At 67.7% G+C, this 17,684-nt stretch carries 16 protein-coding genes; 13 read left to right on the forward strand and 3 right to left on the reverse strand.

Annotation, left to right across the window (positions count from 1 at the left end):
• The first annotated feature begins 15 nt into the window (after positions 1–15).
• The 4 genes from xerC to ACSION_RS17340 all read left to right on the forward strand — a co-directional run bounded on the left by xerC (position 16) and on the right by ACSION_RS17340 (position 3,491).
• On the forward strand, positions 16–891 hold the full coding sequence (gene xerC / locus ACSION_RS17325) for a tyrosine recombinase XerC (protein WP_435307031.1): 876 nt from the start codon (positions 16–18) through the stop codon (positions 889–891).
• A 185-nt stretch (positions 892–1,076) separates the two neighbouring features.
• Complete coding sequence (gene hslV, locus ACSION_RS17330) at positions 1,077–1,628, forward strand: ATP-dependent protease subunit HslV (protein ID WP_056879246.1); 552 nt, start codon at positions 1,077–1,079, stop codon at positions 1,626–1,628.
• Between the two features lie 38 nt (positions 1,629–1,666).
• A complete protein-coding gene (gene hslU, locus ACSION_RS17335; RefSeq protein WP_435307032.1) occupies positions 1,667–3,058 on the forward strand; it encodes an ATP-dependent protease ATPase subunit HslU in 1,392 nt (463 codons plus the stop codon).
• A 94-nt stretch (positions 3,059–3,152) separates the two neighbouring features.
• The gene (locus ACSION_RS17340) at positions 3,153–3,491 is read left to right on the forward strand and encodes a zinc ribbon domain-containing protein YjdM (protein ID WP_435307033.1); all 339 of its coding nucleotides are present in this window, start codon (positions 3,153–3,155) and stop codon (positions 3,489–3,491) included.
• Between the two features lie 8 nt (positions 3,492–3,499).
• Here the strand turns inward: ACSION_RS17340 and ACSION_RS17345 are convergent, their stop codons facing one another.
• Complete coding sequence (locus tag ACSION_RS17345; RefSeq protein WP_435307034.1) at positions 3,500–3,946, reverse strand: nucleoside deaminase; 447 nt, start codon at positions 3,944–3,946, stop codon at positions 3,500–3,502.
• Between the two features lie 146 nt (positions 3,947–4,092).
• Here ACSION_RS17345 and ACSION_RS17350 point away from each other — a divergent pair, with 146 nt between their 5' ends.
• From ACSION_RS17350 to ACSION_RS17375, 6 genes are all read left to right on the forward strand, one after another.
• Positions 4,093–5,712 carry a hypothetical protein gene (locus ACSION_RS17350; RefSeq protein WP_435307035.1) on the forward strand — a complete coding sequence of 540 codons (1,620 nt, stop codon included), beginning with the start codon at positions 4,093–4,095 and terminating at the stop codon, positions 5,710–5,712.
• A gap of 250 nt (positions 5,713–5,962) precedes the next feature.
• The gene (locus ACSION_RS17355) at positions 5,963–7,546 is read left to right on the forward strand and encodes a hypothetical protein (protein WP_435307036.1); all 1,584 of its coding nucleotides are present in this window, start codon (positions 5,963–5,965) and stop codon (positions 7,544–7,546) included.
• Positions 7,547–7,590: 44 nt separating this feature from the next.
• On the forward strand, positions 7,591–8,352 hold the full coding sequence (gene ubiE, locus ACSION_RS17360) for a bifunctional demethylmenaquinone methyltransferase/2-methoxy-6-polyprenyl-1,4-benzoquinol methylase UbiE (protein WP_435307037.1): 762 nt from the start codon (positions 7,591–7,593) through the stop codon (positions 8,350–8,352).
• Between the two features lie 85 nt (positions 8,353–8,437).
• Positions 8,438–10,351 carry a M1 family metallopeptidase gene (locus ACSION_RS17365; protein WP_435307038.1) on the forward strand — a complete coding sequence of 638 codons (1,914 nt, stop codon included), beginning with the start codon at positions 8,438–8,440 and terminating at the stop codon, positions 10,349–10,351.
• A 93-nt stretch (positions 10,352–10,444) separates the two neighbouring features.
• Positions 10,445–11,332, forward strand: a complete 888-nt coding sequence (locus ACSION_RS17370) for an alpha/beta fold hydrolase (RefSeq protein ID WP_435307039.1) — start codon at positions 10,445–10,447, stop codon at positions 11,330–11,332.
• Positions 11,329–12,075: a hypothetical protein gene (locus ACSION_RS17375; protein WP_435307040.1), complete on the forward strand. Its 747-nt coding sequence runs from the start codon at positions 11,329–11,331 to the stop codon at positions 12,073–12,075. Before ACSION_RS17370 ends, ACSION_RS17375 begins: the two co-directional genes overlap by 4 nt.
• An 18-nt stretch (positions 12,076–12,093) precedes the next feature.
• Here ACSION_RS17375 and ACSION_RS17380 read toward each other — a convergent pair whose 3' ends face one another.
• Positions 12,094–13,548, reverse strand: a complete 1,455-nt coding sequence (locus tag ACSION_RS17380) for a diguanylate cyclase (RefSeq protein ID WP_435307041.1) — start codon at positions 13,546–13,548, stop codon at positions 12,094–12,096.
• A gap of 109 nt (positions 13,549–13,657) precedes the next feature.
• Positions 13,658–14,590, reverse strand: a complete 933-nt coding sequence (locus tag ACSION_RS17385; protein WP_435307042.1) for a carbohydrate kinase family protein — start codon at positions 14,588–14,590, stop codon at positions 13,658–13,660.
• Between the two features lie 318 nt (positions 14,591–14,908).
• Between ACSION_RS17385 and ACSION_RS17390 the strand changes: the two genes are divergently transcribed.
• From ACSION_RS17390 to mreD, 3 genes are all read left to right on the forward strand, one after another.
• Positions 14,909–15,955 carry a rod shape-determining protein gene (locus ACSION_RS17390; protein ID WP_055937350.1) on the forward strand — a complete coding sequence of 349 codons (1,047 nt, stop codon included), beginning with the start codon at positions 14,909–14,911 and terminating at the stop codon, positions 15,953–15,955.
• 171 nt (positions 15,956–16,126) lie between these two features.
• Positions 16,127–17,200, forward strand: a complete 1,074-nt coding sequence (mreC, locus tag ACSION_RS17395; RefSeq protein ID WP_435307043.1) for a rod shape-determining protein MreC — start codon at positions 16,127–16,129, stop codon at positions 17,198–17,200.
• Positions 17,197–17,682, forward strand: a complete 486-nt coding sequence (gene mreD, locus ACSION_RS17400; RefSeq protein ID WP_435307044.1) for a rod shape-determining protein MreD — start codon at positions 17,197–17,199, stop codon at positions 17,680–17,682. The genes mreC and mreD overlap by 4 nt, the downstream gene beginning before the upstream one ends.
• The last annotated feature ends 2 nt before the right edge of the window (positions 17,683–17,684 follow it).

A 17,684-nucleotide genomic window follows, 5' to 3' on the forward strand; every position in this document is an offset into this window, starting at 1 on the left:
CGCGGACCTGCGCGCATGACCGTCGCCGACTTCCTCGCCTATCTCGAAGTCGAGCGTCGCGTTTCCGCGCACACGCTGGATGCCTACCGGCGCGATCTCGCCGCGCTGACGGAGTGGGCGCAGGCGCAGGAGATCGCCGACGTCGCCGATATCCAGGCCGAACAGCTGCGCAGCTTCGTCGCCGCCGAGCATCGCCGCGGCCTGTCGCCCAAGAGCCTGCAGCGGCGGCTCTCGGCGTGCCGCAGCTTCTATCAATGGTTGTTGAAGCATGGCCGCATCGCCGCCAGTCCGGCTGCCGCGCTGCGCGCGCCCAAGGCGCCGCGCAAGTTGCCGCAAGTGCTGGACGCGGACGAAGCGGTGAGGCTGGTGGAAGTGCCCACCGATGCGCCGCTCGGCCTGCGCGATCGCGCGTTGCTGGAACTGTTCTATTCCTCCGGCCTGCGCCTGAGCGAGCTGTGCCTGCTGCGCTGGCGCGACCTGGACATGGCCGGTGGCATGGTCAACGTACTGGGCAAGGGCAACAAGGAACGACGCGTGCCGGTGGGTTCGCACGCGCGCCGTGCGCTGGACGAGTGGCGCCAGGAGCGTCCCGCTGGCAACGAAGCGTTCGTATTCCCCGGCCGTGGCGACGGACCGCTCTCGCAACGCGCCGTGCAGATCCGCATCAAGCACCTGGCGCAGCGCCAGGGCCTGTTCAAGCATGTACACCCGCACATGCTGCGGCACAGTTTCGCCAGCCACATCCTCGAATCCTCCGGCGACCTGCGTGGCGTGCAGGAGCTGCTGGGCCACGCCGACATCGCGACCACGCAGATCTACACGCACCTGGACTTCCAGCACCTGGCCAAGGTCTACGACGCCGCGCATCCCAGAGCGAAGCGAAAGAAATAGGGGAGCCGTAGGCTGGGATGAAGCAACGCGCAATCCCAGCGCGTGGCGGTCGATATCGCGGGGTTGCTGGGATTGCGCTGCGCTGCATCCCAGCCTACGGCCGGTGTTCGGGGCGTCCTCCCAAAGGTCATGCTTGAACCGGGGAACGGCGTCCCCACCTCTGTGGGAACACCCCGGAGGCCTCCATGGACCCCAGCCAGAACCCGAACGTCTTCCACGCCACCACCATCCTGTCCGTGCGCCGCAACGGCCATGTCGCCGTCGCGGGCGATGGCCAGGTGACGCTGGGCCATACGGTCATGAAAGGCAATGCGCGCAAGGTGCGCCGGCTCGGTCGCGACGGCCAGGTGCTGGCGGGTTTCGCCGGTGCCGCGGCGGATGCGTTCACGCTGTTCGAACTGTTCGAGGCCAAGCTGGAGAAACACGGCCAGCTGACGCGCGCGGCCGTGGAGTTGGCGAAGGATTGGCGCACCGAACGCCGCCTGGGCAAGCTCGAAGCGCTGCTCGCCGTCGCCGACAAGGAAACCTCGCTGATCATCAGCGGCACCGGCGATGTCATCGAGCCGGAGGACGGCATCATCGCCATCGGCTCGGGCGGCTCCTACGCGTTGTCCGCCGCGCGCGCGCTGCTCGCCCACACCGAGCTCGATGCGAAGTCCATTGCCGTCGAGTCGCTGAACATCGCCGGCGACATCTGCATCTACACCAACCGCAACGTGGTGGTCGAAGAGCTCTGAGCTCCGACGCCCGCTCGCATCCCAACGACTACATCCCCATGACAGAAAACACTTCATCCACGATGACCCCGCGCGAGATCGTGCAGGAACTCGACCGCCATATCGTCGGCCAGCACGCGGCCAAGCGCGCAGTGGCCATCGCGCTGCGCAACCGCTGGCGCCGCATGCAGCTGGACATCAGCCTGCGCAACGAAGTCATGCCGAAGAACATCCTGCTGATCGGCCCCACCGGCGTCGGCAAGACCGAGATCGCGCGCCGCCTGGCGACGCTGGCCAATGCGCCGTTCGTGAAAGTCGAAGCCACGCGCTTCACCGAAGTCGGTTACGTGGGCAAGGACGTCGAGCAAATCGTCCGCGACCTGGCCGATACCGCGGTGAAGATGTACCGCGAGCAGGCCAAGGCGCGCATGCGCACACAGGCCGAAGAGCGTGCGGAAGACCGTATCCTCGACGCGCTGCTGCCGCGTCGCGAGGGCGCTGGCGGCGGATTCGGCTTCGGCGCGAACACCGCCACCACTACCGTCGACATCGGCGCGGAACCGTCGTCGAAGGAATCCGAGACCCGGCAGAAGCTGCGCCGCCAGTTGCGCAATGGCGACCTGGACGAGCGCGAGATCGAACTCGAGCTCTCCGCCAACGTCGGCGTCGACATCATGACCCCGCCGGGCATGGAGGAGATGGGCCAGCAACTGCGCCAGATGTTCTCCAACCTGGGCGGCAGCAAGACCCACAAGCGCACCGTGACGATCAAGGCGGCGCGTCCGCAGCTGGTCGAAGAGGAAGCCGGCAAGCTGGTCAACGAGGACGACATCCGTGCGGCCGCGATCGAGGCCTGCGAGCAGCACGGCATCGTCTTCATCGACGAAATCGACAAGGTCGCCAAGCGCAGCGGCAACGTCGGCGGCGCCGATGTCAGCCGCGAGGGCGTGCAGCGCGACCTGCTGCCGCTGGTGGAGGGCAGCAACGTATCGACCAAGTACGGCACGGTGAAGACGGACCACATCCTGTTCATCGCTTCCGGCGCATTCCACCTGGCCAAGCCCAGCGACCTGATCCCGGAGCTTCAAGGGCGTTTCCCGATCCGCGTCGAGCTGTCGGCGCTGAGCAAGGACGACTTCATCCGCATCCTCACCGAGCCGAAGGCGGCGCTCAGCAAGCAATATGTGGAGCTGATGAAGACCGAAGGCGTCGCGTTGCGTTTCAGCGATGATGCGATCGACCGCCTCGCCGAGATCGCCGCGCTGGTCAACGAGCGCCAGGAAAACATCGGCGCGCGCCGCCTGCATACGGTGCTGGAGCGCCTGCTGGACACGCTGAGCTACGAGGCGCCCGACCGCGATGGCCAGAGCGTGGTCATCGACCGCGCCTACGTCGATGCGCACCTGGGTGAGCTGGTGCAGGACCCCGACCTCAGCCGCTACATCCTCTGAGTCCCGAACCCGCCGCGAGGCGGGTTCTTCGTTTCCGGGGTGCATGGAGGCGTCGGTTACAATCGATGCATCCCCGCACCCCTTCTCCTTTCCGATGAGTACGCTGCCTCCCTGCCCGCAATGCGCTTCCGCCTATACGTACGAGGACGGCGTGCAGCTGGTGTGCCCGGAGTGCGGCCACGAATGGTCTGCCGATGCCGCCGCCGCCGGCGATGAAGCGCGCGTCATCAAGGACGCGAACGGCAACCTGCTGCAGGACGGCGACACCGTCACCGTCATCAAGGACCTGAAGGTGAAAGGTTCGTCGTTGGTGGTGAAGGTCGGCACCAAGGTCAAGAACATCCGCCTGGTCGACGGCGACCACGATATCGACTGCAAGATCGATGGCATCGGCGCGATGAAGCTCAAGTCGGAGTTCGTGCGCAAGGCCTGAGGCGAACCTCAGTCCTCGCCGATGTCCTCGTTCCACACCTCGGGATTGGCGCGGATGTAGTCGCCGAGCATGGTGATGCATTCCTCGCTCTGCAGGTCGATGACGTTGACGCCCGACTCGCGCAGCCAGTCGATGCCGCCCTGGAAGGTGACCGATTCGCCGACGACCACCGTGCCGATGTTGAACTGGCGCACGAGCCCGCTGCAGTACCAGCACGGCGCCAGCGTGGTGACCATGATGGTGTCGCGATACCGGCGCTGGCGACCGGCCTTGCGGAAGGCATCGGTTTCGCCGTGCACGGAGGGGTCGCCTTCCTGCACGCGACGGTTGTGGCCGCAGCCGAGCAAGCGCCCGTCGTTGTGGTAGAGCGCCGCGCCGATCGGGATGCCGCCTTCGGCCAGGCCTTGGCGGGCTTCGGCGATGGCGGTTTCGAGCAAAGCGCGGTAGTCGATCATGGGGTTCTCGGGCGGGGGAGCGTGACGAGGCTCTAGGAATCCAGCTTCACATATCGCCTACTGTGACGCTACTCGCAGCACGGACAGGGACCCTCTGGCATCCAGGGGCCGTGGACTGCATCGCCACGCCAGGGAGCCAGGGGACCATGGACATGAAGACAAGCGCCACGACAGGTCGCGCATGGGCAATCGTCGCCACGCTCGTGCTCGCCACCGCCGGCGTCGCCTCCGCGCAGGCCCAGACCATCGAGCAGGGGCTGCTGCAACTGGAGTGGGGCGATCCAGCCCCGGCGCCGCCGGGACAGGCGCGGGCGAAATCCCGTTTCAACGCGCATCTGGTGAAGGACGACGGCAGCCGCATCGCGCTCGATCCCGTGCAGGCGCGCCGCGCCGCGGGCGATCTGTACGTACTCGCCAACCGGCGCGTGGCGGTCGCGTTCGGAGCCACGGGTAAAGCGATGTCGGCCGCGCCTTCGATCGAAGCCATCGTACCGGCGGACCGCACTGCCCAGTCCGCGCAGGCCAGCGCGGTCACCGCGCGCGTGGCCGCTGCCGCGCCGATCAATGGCGTCACCCGCTGGGTCACGGTGATGTGCAAGTTCAGCGACATCGCGACGGAACAGATGGCCTTGCCGTTCTTCCAGTCGCAATACGGCGAGGGCGTCGGCCAGCTTGGCCACTACTGGCGCGAAGTGTCCTACAACAAGATCAACCTCACCGGCAGCAGCGCCTACGGGTGGTTCGATCTGTCGCAGCCGCGCAGTTACTACATCACCCAGGAAAACGGCAAGGACAAGGCGGACTTGCGCAAGCTGTTCGCCGACTGCGGTGCGGCGGCCGATCCCACCGTCGATTTCGCCAGCGTGCAGGGCGTGAACATGATGTTCAACGGCGATCTCGACGGGTACGCCTGGGGTGGCGGCAGTTGCGCGCCGCTGGAAGGTCGCGCGAGCTTGTGCACGCGCGTGACCTGGAATCCGCCGTGGTCCTTCAGCAATCTCGCACCGCTCGCCCACGAGATGGGGCACGGCTACGGCCTCCCGCATTCGGACAACTCCGACGGCGACGACGACACCTACGACAACCCCTGGGACGTCATGAGCGACGGTTGGAGCAACGTGGTGCGCGATGCCACCTACGGTGCGCGGCCCAAGCACATCAACATCTTCCAGCGCCATCGCCTGAGCTGGGTGGATGCTGCGCGGCAGCAGGTGCTTACGCTCGGCGACATCGCGACACGCCAGATCGCGCTCGATTACGCGCATCTGGCTGGATCCAGCAACGTGCAGATGCTCGTACTGTCGCTGTCGCCGCAGGCCGATCCGTATGCCACGGTGGTGTACACGCTCGAGGCACGCAAGCGTGAGGGCGCCTACGAGGGGTCGCTGGCGGGCGATGCGGTCATCATCCACAAGATCCAGGCGTCGGGTACGGCGTACAGCGTGGACGCCGACGTGCCGCCGGCAAATACGTCCAACAACGAAGGTTCGATGTTCAAGGTCGGCGAACGCTGGCTGACGCCGGAAGGGACGCACGCGGTTACCGTCACCGCGCAGACCCCCACGGGGTTCCTGCTGACCGTCGGCCCGCCTCGGGTGATGAGCAGCCCGAATCCGCCGCTTCTCAAGCCCGGCGGTACGTCTGCATCGTCCACGCCGTCGACAACCGGCACGCAGGTCGAGGTGGGCCGTACGCGCACGCCCGCGGCCGGGCGTTGTCCGACGTCTGGCGTCGCGCGCGAGGGTTGCGCGATTCGCGAGCGCTGACATGTAAGGGAATTCCCGACGCCGCGCCTGCGCGGCGCCATCGCGTTTCCGGACGCGCATCGCAGTTCGGCACATCCGCGGCAAGGACCGCTCAAGACGCCCACGAAGCGGCCGACACCCCAGCATGGTGCTGCCATTCCGGTCGCGCCAGCCGTGAGTGGAGTCGCGCGTGGTCCATCAACGATCCGCCGACGCGCGGCGGTCGTGCGCGCATGCGTGGGCTGTCGGATTCGCGTTGGCACTGGCGTGCATGTTCGTGGTTCCGCCGTCGCACGCGGACACCGTCGTGCAAGGCATCCTGCAGTTGCAGTGGGCGGATCCCCCGCGCGCGCTGCCCGGCCGCGCGCAGGCGGCGCCGCACCTGGATGTCTGGCTCGAGACCGCGCCAGGACAGCGTGTCGCGCTGAATGCCGCGCAGGCGCGTCGTGCGGCAGGCGACCTGTATGCGCTGGCCAATCGCCATGTCGCGGTTTCGTACGAGTTTCCGTTATCCAAGGCGGTCCGTGCGGGGTCTCCATCGCCGTCGATCGGCGCGATCGTGCCCACCGGTCGCGTGGCCGCGCGCGCGACGGCCGCGGGCACGGAGGGGCGCGTGATGGCGTCGGCCCCGGTGCTGGGTAGCACCCGCTGGGTGACGTTGATGTGCAAGTTCGCCGACATCGCCGCCGAGCAGAAGCCGCGCGAGTTCTTCCAGTCCCAGTACGGCGATGCGCCGGGCCAACTCGGTCATTACTGGTCGGAAGTGTCGTACGGGCAGATCGATCTGGCCGGCAGTTCCGCGCACGGCTGGTACACGCTGCCGCAACCGCGCGAGGCCTACCTGGGGCTGGTCAACGGCAAGCAGAAGGCGCAACTGTCGCAACTCTTCGCCGACTGCGCCGCAGCGGCGGACGCCGACGTCGATTTCCGCGGCGTGCAGGGCGTCAACCTGATGTTCAACGGCGAACTGGATGGCAACGCCTGGGGCGGTGGTGCCTGCGCAACGCTCGACGGGGCCTATACCTGCACACGCGTGACGTGGAGCCCGCCCTGGTCGTTCGCCAACCTCGCGCCGCTCGCCCATGAGATGGGCCATGGCTACGGCCTGCCGCACTCCAACAACTCAGATGGCGACGCCGATACCTACGACAATCCGTGGGATCTGATGAGCGATGCCTGGCGCAACGCCACCAGCGACGCCACGTTCGGCACGCTGCCCAAGCACGTCAACATGTACCAGCGCGAACGACTGGGCTGGCTGCCCGCCGCGCGCAAGCGCGTCATCGCGCCCGACAACGATGAGACGCAGGAGTTCGTGCTGGATGCCGCCAGTCTGCAAGGTTCGACCAACACGCAGTTGGTCGTCCTGGCGACGCCGGCGCAACCGGATCCGTACAAGACGGTGATCTACACGCTGGAGGCGCGTCGCCGCACGGGCACGTACGAGTCCCGGCTGGCGGGTGACGCGGTGATCATCCACAAGCTGGAGGATTACGGCATCGCCTACAGCATCGATACCGACACCCCCGCGGCCGACGTATCCAACAACGAAGGCTCCATGTTGAAGGTCGGCGAGCGCTGGAACACCCCGGACGAGCGGCATTGGATCGAGGTCGTGGCGGTCACGGCGGACGGTTTCCGGATTCGCGTCGGCCCGCGGCCGAGGTCGATGAGCTCGCCGGCCCCGGCGCTGGTGAAGCCCGCCACGCAGACCGCTTCCTCGCGGCCGCCCGTGAGCACGGGAACGCCGTCGCCGCCGGTCGCAACGGTGCGTACCTCGACCGCCCGCGGGCGCTGCGACGCACTGCCTGCGCTGCTGCGGCACCCCATGCTATGCGCATTGCTGGAGCGCTGAGTGGGCGGGGCCACGCGGCCCGGCCGTAGTGCGATAATCGGGGCATGAGCGAATCCCCCTACGAGCGCGGCACCACCCACTTCGGCTTCCGTGACGTCGCCGCCCGAGACAAGCAGAAGCTGGTCGGCGAGGTGTTCACCTCGGTCGCCGGCAAGTACGACCTGATGAACGACCTGATGAGCCTCGGCATCCATCGGGTCTGGAAGCGCTATTTCGTCGGCACTTGCCAGGTCAAGCGCGGGGATCGCGTGCTCGACCTCGCGGGTGGCACCGGTGACATCGCCGCCTTGCTGAAGGATCGCGTGGGCGACGCCGGACAGATCGTGCTGGGCGACATCAACGCCGGCATGCTCTCGGTGGGCCGTGACCGCATGACCGATCGCGGCTTGGTGCAGGGTCTGGAGTACGTGCAGTGCAACGCCGAGGCGCTGCCGTTCCCGGACGCCAGCTTCGACCTGGTCACCATCGCGTTCGGCCTGCGCAACGTCACCGACAAGGACGCCGCGCTGCGCGAGATGCACCGCGTGCTCAAGGTGGGCGGCCAGGCGCGCGTGCTGGAGTTCTCGGAAGTGACCGTCGACTGGTTCAAGCCCGTGTACGACTTCCATTCGTTCAAGGTGCTGCCGAAGCTGGGGCAGCTGTTCGCACAGGATGCCGGCAGCTATCAGTACTTGGCCGAGAGCATCCGCCAGCACCCGCCCCAGGCGGAGTTGCAGGGGATGATGGACGGCGCCGGGTTCGCCCGGACCAGCTTCCGCAACCTGTCCGCCGGCATCGTGGCCATCCATACCGGCTACAAGGTCTGACGGCGTACCGGTCAGGGGTCGTAGGGGCCGGCCGCCGCGCGGCGCGGTAAACTTGGGGCTTCCCCCGATCGCTGGAAGTCCCCTGATGCGTTCACTGGCTTTGCTGTTGTCCTGCGCCGCCGTGCTGGCGGCCGGGTGCTCCAAGGAACCCGAGTCCACCCCCGTGGCCACGCCCAAGAAACCCGCCGTCGCCCAGGCCGCCGACCACGACGAGCATTCGTACGCCGAGCCGCAGAAGGTCGCCATCGCCGACCTGGCACTGGACATCGCGGTCGATTTCGACGCCAAGACCATCGGTGGCACGGCCACTTACACGCTGGACTGGAAAGACAAGACCGCCACCCAGCTGGTGCTGGATACGCGCGACCTGACCATCGCGAAGGTCGAGGGCGAAGCGAACAATGCCTGGGCCCCGTTGCAGTACGCGCTGGCCGCCAAGGACCCGGTGTTGGGCAGCAAGCTGACCATCGAGACCCCCGCGCGCAACGCCAAGGTCAAGGTCACCTATACGAGCTCCCCGGAGGCCTCGGGCCTGCAGTGGCTCACGCCCGAGATGACCGAAGGCAAGCAGCTGCCCTTCATGTTCAGCCAGTCGCAGCAGATCCATGCGCGCAGCTGGGTGCCCCTGCAGGACACGCCGCAGGTTCGCTACACCTATAGCGCGCACGTGACCTCGCGCCCGGACGTGATGGTGCTGATGAGCGCCGACAACGATCCGGCTGCCGCGCGCGATGGCGACTACACCTTCAAGATGCCGCAGAAGATCCCGTCGTACCTGATGGCGATCGCCGCGGGCGACCTGGTCTTCAAGCCGATCTCCGCACGCAGCGGCGTCTGGGCCGAACCGGCGATGGTCGACAAGGCCACGAAGGAATTCGAAGACACCGAGAAGATGATCGCCACCACCGAGCAGCTGTACGGCCCCTACCGCTGGGACCGCTACGACATGCTGGTGCTGCCGCCGTCGTTCCCGTACGGCGGCATGGAGAACCCGCGCCTGAGCTTCATCACGCCCACCGTGATCGTCGGCGACAAGACGCTGGTCTCGCTGATCGCGCATGAGCTGGCGCATAGCTGGTCGGGCAACCTGGTGACGTTCTCCAGCGCCAAGCATGGCTGGCTCAACGAAGGCTTCACCAGCTACGTCGAGAACCGCATCGTCGAATCCCTGTACGGCAAAGAACAGTCGAGCATGGAGTATGCGATCGCGCGCAATGGCCTGAAGAAGGAAATCGTCACCATGCCGGAGGCCACCCAGGCGCTGGCGGTGAAACCCGGCACGAAGCTGGATGCCGACGACGCGTTGAGTGCCGTGTCCTACGACAAGGGCGCGTGGTTCCTGCAGATGCTGGAGGAACGCTTTGGTCGCCAGGAGTTCGACGCCTTCCTGCGCGGCTACTTCGATCACTTCGCCTTCCAGAGCATCACCACCGAACAGTTCCTGGCGTACGCAAAGAAGAACCTGTTCGACAAGCACCCCAATTTGGTCAGCGATGCGGAGATCCAGGAATGGATCTACGCACCGGGCATCCCGGCCGGTGCGCCGCAGGTGCAATCGCGCGGCTTCTCCAACACCGACACCGCGCGCATCGCCTGGCAGGGCAGCGGCCAGTTGCCGAACCCGCAGATCACCAACACCTGGATCACCCAGCAGTGGGTGCATTTCATCGAAGGCATGGGCGACAAGCTGACCGTCGAACAGGTCAAGCAGCTGGATGATGCCTACCACTTCACCGGCACCGCCAACGGTGAGATCGCCATGCGCTGGTACCCGCTGACGATCCGCAGCGGCTACGTGGACGCGCGTCCGGAGATCGCGAAGTTCATCGAGCGCGTCGGTCGCCGCAAGCTGATCATGCCGATCTACGAGGAACTGGTGAAGACGCCCGATGGCCTGGCCTTCGCGCAGGACACCTTCGCACGCGCCAAGCCGGGCTACCACCCGATCACGACCGGTTCGGTCGAGGCCGTGCTGGCGAAGGCCTCGGCAGGCAAGTAAGGCATGCCGGTCCGTTCGACCCGTGCAAGGACGGTCGCCCTCGTGGCGGCCGTTCTCGTTTGCGGCGCCGCGGTCTGGATTTGGCGCGACCCGATGGCGCCGTTGCGCGCCGCGATGGCGTTGCAAGGGTGGTGGATCGGCCTGTCGGAAGCACGCGTGCGCGTGGGCGACCACCGTTGGGCCTACGACACGCGCGAGGCAGCGGAGCCGGGCGCCCCCACCGTCGTGCTGGTGCATGGCTTTACCGGCAGCAAGGAGAACTGGTATCCGCTGGCGGAGCGCCTGGGTGGGCACTACCGCCTGGTGATTCCGGACCTTCCCGGCTGGGGCGAAAGCCAGCGCATCGCAGGGGCCGACTACGGGTTCCTGGCGCAAGCCGATCGATTGGCGCAGTTCCTGAAGGGCATCCAGCGCGACGGCAGCCCCATCGTGCTGGTGGGGCATTCGATGGGCGGCGGCATCGTCGCGCTGGTGGCGGCGGACCATCCCGACCTCGTCGCGCGCGTCGCGTTGATCGACGCCGCCGGCGTGCGCTTTCGCGACAACCGCTTCGGCGAAGAGGTGCTGGCCGGCGGCAACCCGTTCGCCGTGAGTGACGAAGCCTCCCTGCAGCGCTACCTGGACACGGTATTCAACGATCGCGCTTCGCAGCCCCCGCTGCCATGGCCGGTCTCGCGCGCGGTGATCGACTGGCGCATCGCGCAAGCGCCGTTCGAGCAGCAGGTGCTGAATCGCATCGGGCGCAGCAGTGAGCGCTTCCTGCCCGGCGAGGCGGCGAGTGCGATCCGGCAGCCGGCGCTGCTGCTCTGGTGCCGGCAGGACAAGGTGATCGACATCAGCGCGATGGCGCTGTATGCCGCGAAGATGCCGCAGGCCATGCAGGTTTCACTCAATGGTTGCGGCCATATGTCCATCATGGAAAGACCCGATGACGTGGCGGCCTCCATCGCCCTGTTGATCCAACGAGGAACGGCAAGATGAACAAGCATGTGTGGAAGGGTCTGCTGCTGGTCGCGTGCACCGTCGCGATGGCGGCTTGCGGCGACCGCGAGGCCGAGCGCGCCGCGGCCGCCGCGGCCGCCGCGGCGCAGGCGGCGGCGCAGGAACAGCAGGCCGACGAAGTGGCGAAGAAGTACGACAGCGCACTGGCTTCGCGCGATTGGGACATGGCGCGCATCCATGGCGTGGCGTTGCTCGACCAGTACCCGGACAGCGCGGCGGCCAAGCGCATCGCGCCCGGCCTGGAGGAGGTCAAGGCCAAGGCCGAGGGCGCACGCGAGCAGCGGCGGATGGAATCGCTGTGGGACTACTCGCAGGTGTCCGCGGAAGGCGGCACGCAGCGTTCGGCGGCCCTCCTCAGCAAGGAGCCGGTCGACGTCGATGGCAGCGGCGCCAAGCCGGTGCAGCTGGTGTTCCGCGACCATCCGAAGTGGAAGCGCAGCAGCTACCTGGTGTTGCAGGCCAGTGATTTCGCCAAGGCGTGCTACAGCCGCTGCAGCGTCAGCGTGGTCGCCGACGGCGCAGCGGCGCGGAAGATCTCGGCCAACCGGCCCGACACCGACGAAGCCACGGCGATGTTCATCGACGACAACAAGGCGCTGTGGCGCCTGGCGCGCAAGACGAAAGTGCTGGAGATCGAGTTCCCGGTTAAGGACGGCAGCCTGCACAAGGCCGTGTTTGAAGTGGGCGGGCTTGATGGCAGCCAGATGCCCGGGTGGGATTGAGCAACGCCGCGCAGCGCCTCACGGCGAGGCGATGACCCGGTTCCGTCCCATCGCCTTCGCGCGATAAAGCGCGTTGTCGGCCTGGTGCAACAGATCCTCGAGGCGTTCCAGGCGGGTGCCCGCCGACGTCGCGATGCCGACGCTGACGGTCACGTCCAGCGTGCGTCCGTCGTCGAGGATCACGGGCTCGCTGGCGATGTGGCGCAGGCGTTCGCCGACGGCGAGCGCGGCATCGGCCTGCACGCCCGGCAGCAGCACCGCGAATTCCTCGCCGCCGAAGCGCCCGAACAGGCCGTCCTCGCGCAGGTGCGTGCGAACGCGCTGCGCGAACGCCGCCAGCACCGCATCGCCGGCGGCATGGCCGTGGCGGTCGTTGACGGACTTGAAGTGATCCAGGTCGAGCATCATCGCGGCAACGGGCACCTCGTCCTCGCGGGACTGGTCGAGCTGCCGCCGGCCACGACGGAGGAAGGCACTGCGGTTGAGCACGCCCGTCAGTGCGTCGTGGTCCGCGGCATGGTTCAGCGTGGCGAGCAGATGGTTGCGGGCGGCGTTAACGCTGGCGACCGTCAGCGGAGCCACCGCGAGCAGGGCCATGCCCATTCGCAGGGAAATCACCGGTTGCACGCTGCTCTCCAGGAGTTGCAGGTCGATGATGCCGGTGGCGATGGCGATCAGCGTCCACATGCACAGCAGCATGGTGATCAGGGCGGTGGTGAACAGCCGATAGGCCAGCGCACACCACAGCAGCGCCGGAACCGGGAAGGCGATGGCACCGGGGCCGCCGATGGCCACGCCCAGCAGGATCGCCAGCGCCAACGCCATCACCGGCAGCACCAGCGCAGGCCGCTGCCGCACACGGCCCGCTTGCCCGCGCAGCGTTCGTACGAAGCCGATGGGGGTCGGTGCCAGCAGCACGACCGGCAGGATGGCCACGTAGCTGACCAGCTCGGCGGAGAACCAGAAGCCGCTCGCCGTGAGGAAGCCCATCCGCATCATCGCGTGCGAACTCAGGCTGCCGGCCAGTGCGGCCCCGAGCGCCGCCACAGCCGAGACCGCCAGCACCCACAGCATCGACAGCGGGTGCTGCAGGCGCCGGTCTTCGTGTCGCACATGGCGGAAGAGCAGGTAGCCGGCCAGCACGCCGGCCAGGTTCGCCATCGTCAACCGCAGGGTGGTCGGCAGCGAGGTGCCGGTCAGCAGGTCTACCGCGACGTAGCCCAGGGCAGCGGCGGCCCAGCCAGCGGGCGAAGCCAGCCGGGGTTGGCGGGCGAACAGGCCCAGCAGCAGCGCGTTGGTGGGCCAGAACGAGGCCAACTGGTGTTCCGGGCGGGTCAGGATGCCCAGGCCGCTCGCGGCGAAGACCACGCAGGCCACCAGCAGGGCCTGCAGGGCCAGCCGGCGGAATGTCGCGAACGGCGATTCGTGGACCGCAGGGTCCCGTGGAGTGGAGTGCCGAACCTGCCCGACCATGTTGCCCCTGCCCGATGACCGACTGCGCGGGGTGCGACCATCCCCGGCTCCCCCGGGACTACCTTACGCCATGGTCATCACGCTCGGGCAAGTGCCCGGACGGCCGGTACTACAGCGCGTAGCCGAACTGCTGCTTGAACTGCTCGTTGAACTCGTCGAAGTCGAAGCGCTGGTTCTGCGTGCCCGGGTGTTCGACCTTGAGGGCGCCCATCAGGTTGCCCATGCGGCCGATGGTCAGCCAGTCGTACCCCTTCTCGATGCCGTAGATCAGGCCGGCGCGGAAAGCGTCGCCGCAGCCGGTGGGGTCGGTCACGCGGCGCTCGTGCGCCGGCGGGATGTCGTAGGTCTTGTCCGGCGTATGGATCAGCGAGCCGTGCGGGCCGCGCGTGGTGATGTAGGCCTTCACGCGCTTGACGATGTCGGCCTCGCTCCAGCCGGTACGTTCCTGCAGCAGGTTGGATTCGTAGTCGTTGACCGTCACGTAGTCGGTCAGCTCGATGAACTGGCGCAGTTCCTCGCCGTTGAACAGCGGCATGGCCTGGCCGGGATCGAAGATGAAGGGGATGCCCGCGTCGGCGAACTCGGCCGCGTTCTGCAGCATGCCCTCGCGCCCGTCGGGGCTGACGATGCCGAAGGTCACGCCGGGCACGTTCTTCACGTGGTTCTCGTAGCTGCGCATCATCGCGCCCGGGTGGAACGCGGTGATCTGGTTGTTGTCGTGGTCGGTGGTGATGAAGGCCTGCGGGGTGAACAGCTCATCGATCACCTTCACCTGGGACAGGTTGATGCCCTGCTCGACGAAATGCTCGCGATAGGGGCCGAAGTCCTGGCCCACCGTGGCCATCGGGATCGGGTCGCCGCCCAGCAGCTTCAGGTTGTAGGCGATGTTGCCGGCGCAGCCGCCGAATTCCCGGCGCATGCGCGGCACCAGGAACGACACGTTCAGGATGTGCACCTTGTCCGGCAGGATGTGGTTCTTGAACTGGTCCGGGAACACCATGATGGTGTCGTAGGCAAGGGAACCACAGATCAATGCGGACATCGGCGAACTCGGCTGGAGAGGGTGCGGCCGTCCCGGGCCGCCCGGAAAAAGCGGGACGTGCGCCCCATTCCCGGCGCGCCGGTGCGAAGGTTACCGGCTGGGACCGGCGGCGACCAGTCTTCGCGCGGGGCGCCACGCGTGCCGCCGACGCCGGGGGAGCCTCGGTGCAATGCCGGCGCATCGTGTTTTCCCCGCGGATTCACGAGATTTTTCCTTGCCCGCTCCATGCCGGATTGTTAGGCTAGCCGACTTCGTTTTTGCCCAAAAAATCGCCAGCCTTGCGCGATTTTCCAGCCTCCAGCAGGAACCCGTCCCCCGATGTTCAAGAAGCTCCGCGGCATGTTCTCCAATGACCTGTCCATCGACCTGGGCACGGCCAACACCCTGATCTACGTGCGCGGGCAGGGCATCGTCCTCAACGAACCCTCGGTCGTGGCGGTGCGCCAGGACCGCGCCATCGGCGGCTCGCGCTCGGTCGCGGCCGTGGGCGCCGAGGCCAAGCAGATGCTGGGCCGTACCCCAGGCCACATCACCACCATCCGCCCGATGAAGGACGGCGTGATCGCCGATTTCACCTACACCGAGGCGATGCTGAAGTACTTCATCAAGAAGGTGCACAAGTCGCGCTTCCTGCGTCCGAGCCCGCGCGTGCTGGTCTGCGTGCCGGCCGGCTCCACCCAGGTGGAGCGCCGCGCCATCAAGGAATCGGCCGAAGAGGCCGGTGCGCGCGACGTCTACCTGATCGAGGAACCGATGGCGGCCGCGATCGGCGCCGGCATGCCGGTTACCGAGGCGCGCGGCTCGATGGTGATCGACATCGGCGGCGGCACCACCGAGGTGGCCGTCATCTCGCTGAACGGCATCGTCTACTCGCAGTCGGTCCGCATCGGCGGCGACCGCTTCGACGAGTTCATCACCAACTACGTGCGCCGCAACCACGGCATGCTGATCGGCGAAGCCACGGCCGAGCGCATCAAGCTGGAAATCGGCTGCGCTTACCCGCAGGCCGAAGTGCAGGAGATGGAGATCTCCGGCCGCAACCTCGCCGAGGGCGTGCCGAAGATGATCAAGATCAACTCCAACGAAGTGCTGGAAGCCCTGCACGAGCCGCTGTCCGGCATCGTCAGCGCGGTCAAGCTGGCGCTGGAGCAGACCCCGCCCGAGCTGTGCGCCGACGTGGCCGAGCGTGGCATCGTGCTGACCGGCGGCGGCGCGCTGCTACGCGACCTGGACCGGCTGATCAGCGAGGAGACCGGCCTGCACGTGCAGGTCGCCGACGATCCGCTGACCTGCGTGGCCCGTGGCGGCGGCCGCGCGCTGGAGCTGGTCGACATGCACGGCAACGAGTTCTTCGCGCCGGAGTGAACGGCGCAGCGGTAACACCGCCCGCACCGCGGGCGGTACAGGGGAAGGGGACGCGGATGCGCGTCGCAGGCGGAGCGGAACCGGCCGGCCAGCGCCTTCCTTACGATCTGCGCGTTACCCTTGTTCCTTGCGGGCGGCGTTGCCGCCGACCTTCCTCCTGACGGCCCCCCAGTGCCTTCCTACGCCGGTCCTCCCGTCGCATCACGCCCCGGTGAAGTCGCCAGCACGCTGCGGCTGCTCGCGTATCTCGCACTGACGATCGCCCTGGTCGTCCTCGACCATCGTGGCGGCTGGCTGGCGCAGGTGCGCGCGCAGGCCAACGTGGTCACCCAGCCGTTGTGGTGGCTGGCCGGCCTGCCGGGCCGCGTCACGACCCGAGTGCAGGACGATGCCGCGACTCGCACCGGCCTGATCGAAGAAAACCGGCGCCTGCGCAACGACATGCTGGTAGCCAATGCACGCCTGGCCCGCCTGCAGACCGCGGCCGCGGACAACGCGCAACTGCGCGCGCTGCTCGGCGTGAAGACCTCGCGCGGCCTGGATGTCCAGCTCGCGCCCGTGCTGGACATCGACCTTGCCCCCGGTCGGCAACGCCTGGTGCTGGATGCGGGCAGCCGAGACGGCGCGACCCTGGGCCAGGCGGTGATCGATGCCGGCGGCCTGATGGGCCAGATCATCGACACCACGCCGGCGCACGCCACCGTGCTGCTGCTGACCGATCCGGACCATGCGGTGCCGGTGGTGGTCGCGCGCAACGGCGTGCGCCTGATCGTCTATGGACGCGGCCGCAGCGACCTGCTGGAACTGGCCGATGTGCCGCTGAACAGCGGCGTGGAAGTCGGAGATGTGCTGGTGACGTCGGGCCTCGGCGGGCGGTTTCCTGCCGGCTTCCCGGTCGGTACCGTCGCCGCGCTGCGGCCAGACGACAGCCACGCCTTCCTTGTGGGCGACGTGACTCCGGCCGCGCGCCTGGACCGCGGTCGCGACGTCCTGCTGCTGAAATCGGCGCCACCGCAGCCGCTTCCGCCGGCCGATCCGACGAGGTTCCTGCCCGAGGCCGCCCCCGCGACGCAGGGCGCGGAAGCCGAGGTGCCTGCGGCGTCGTCGACCACGCCTGCGCAATCGCAGGCTCCCGCGCCTGCGAATGCGCCAACCGCTTCACCTTCCGCCCCTACGCAGGGTGCGCAGTCCGGGCCCGGCGGCACGCCGCCCGCGACCATGCCGCCGCAGGAGCCGCAGCGATGAGCCGCGCACGTACCGGCTGGCTGATGCCGCTCAGCATCATCGTCGCCCTGCTGCTGGGCCTGCTGCCGCTGCCGGACCTGCTGCAGCCGCTGCGTCCTTACTGGCTCGCGCTGGTGCTCGCCTACTGGGTCATCGAGGCGCCGGACAGCGCGGGCCTGGGGTTCGCCGTCATCATCGGGCTCATCGCCGACCTGATGTTCGGCACGCTGTTGGGCGAACAGGCGCTACGCCTGCTGATCATGGCCTTCATCCTGCAACGCTTCCGTGCGCGGCTGCGTTTCTTCCCGGTCTCGCAGCAGGCGCTGGCCATCGGCGGCCTGCTGCTCAACGACCGCATCGTGACCACCGTGGTGCATCTGGCGCTCGGGGAGCCCACGCTGTCGTGGCCGTACTGGTGGGCGCCGGTGCTGGGCATGCTGTTCTGGCCGCCGCTGTTCGTGCTGATGGATGCGCTGCGGCTCGGCCGCCGCAAGCGGGGCTGAGC

Origin of the sequence: Pseudoxanthomonas sp. LjRoot125, assembly GCF_964252705.1 — a bacterium.
Classification (GTDB): domain Bacteria; phylum Pseudomonadota; class Gammaproteobacteria; order Xanthomonadales; family Xanthomonadaceae; genus Pseudoxanthomonas_A.

Bases quoted from the DNA above. Each gene is read 5' to 3' on its own strand.
- xerC (WP_435307031.1), top strand. From the start codon at position 16: ATGACCGTCGCCGACTTCCTCGCCTATCTCGAAGTCGAGCGTCGCGTT.
- hslV (WP_056879246.1), top strand. From the start codon at position 1,077: ATGGACCCCAGCCAGAACCCGAACGTCTTCCACGCCACCACCATCCTG.
- hslU (WP_435307032.1), top strand. From the start codon at position 1,667: ATGACAGAAAACACTTCATCCACGATGACCCCGCGCGAGATCGTGCAG.
- ACSION_RS17340 (WP_435307033.1), top strand. From the start codon at position 3,153: ATGAGTACGCTGCCTCCCTGCCCGCAATGCGCTTCCGCCTATACGTAC.
- ACSION_RS17345 (WP_435307034.1), bottom strand. From the start codon at position 3,946: ATGATCGACTACCGCGCTTTGCTCGAAACCGCCATCGCCGAAGCCCGC.
- ACSION_RS17350 (WP_435307035.1), top strand. From the start codon at position 4,093: ATGGACATGAAGACAAGCGCCACGACAGGTCGCGCATGGGCAATCGTC.
- ACSION_RS17355 (WP_435307036.1), top strand. From the start codon at position 5,963: ATGTTCGTGGTTCCGCCGTCGCACGCGGACACCGTCGTGCAAGGCATC.
- ubiE (WP_435307037.1), top strand. From the start codon at position 7,591: ATGAGCGAATCCCCCTACGAGCGCGGCACCACCCACTTCGGCTTCCGT.
- ACSION_RS17365 (WP_435307038.1), top strand. From the start codon at position 8,438: ATGCGTTCACTGGCTTTGCTGTTGTCCTGCGCCGCCGTGCTGGCGGCC.
- ACSION_RS17370 (WP_435307039.1), top strand. From the start codon at position 10,445: ATGGCGCCGTTGCGCGCCGCGATGGCGTTGCAAGGGTGGTGGATCGGC.
- ACSION_RS17375 (WP_435307040.1), top strand. From the start codon at position 11,329: ATGAACAAGCATGTGTGGAAGGGTCTGCTGCTGGTCGCGTGCACCGTC.
- ACSION_RS17380 (WP_435307041.1), bottom strand. From the start codon at position 13,548: ATGGTCGGGCAGGTTCGGCACTCCACTCCACGGGACCCTGCGGTCCAC.
- ACSION_RS17385 (WP_435307042.1), bottom strand. From the start codon at position 14,590: ATGTCCGCATTGATCTGTGGTTCCCTTGCCTACGACACCATCATGGTG.
- ACSION_RS17390 (WP_055937350.1), top strand. From the start codon at position 14,909: ATGTTCAAGAAGCTCCGCGGCATGTTCTCCAATGACCTGTCCATCGAC.
- mreD (WP_435307044.1), top strand. From the start codon at position 17,197: ATGAGCCGCGCACGTACCGGCTGGCTGATGCCGCTCAGCATCATCGTC.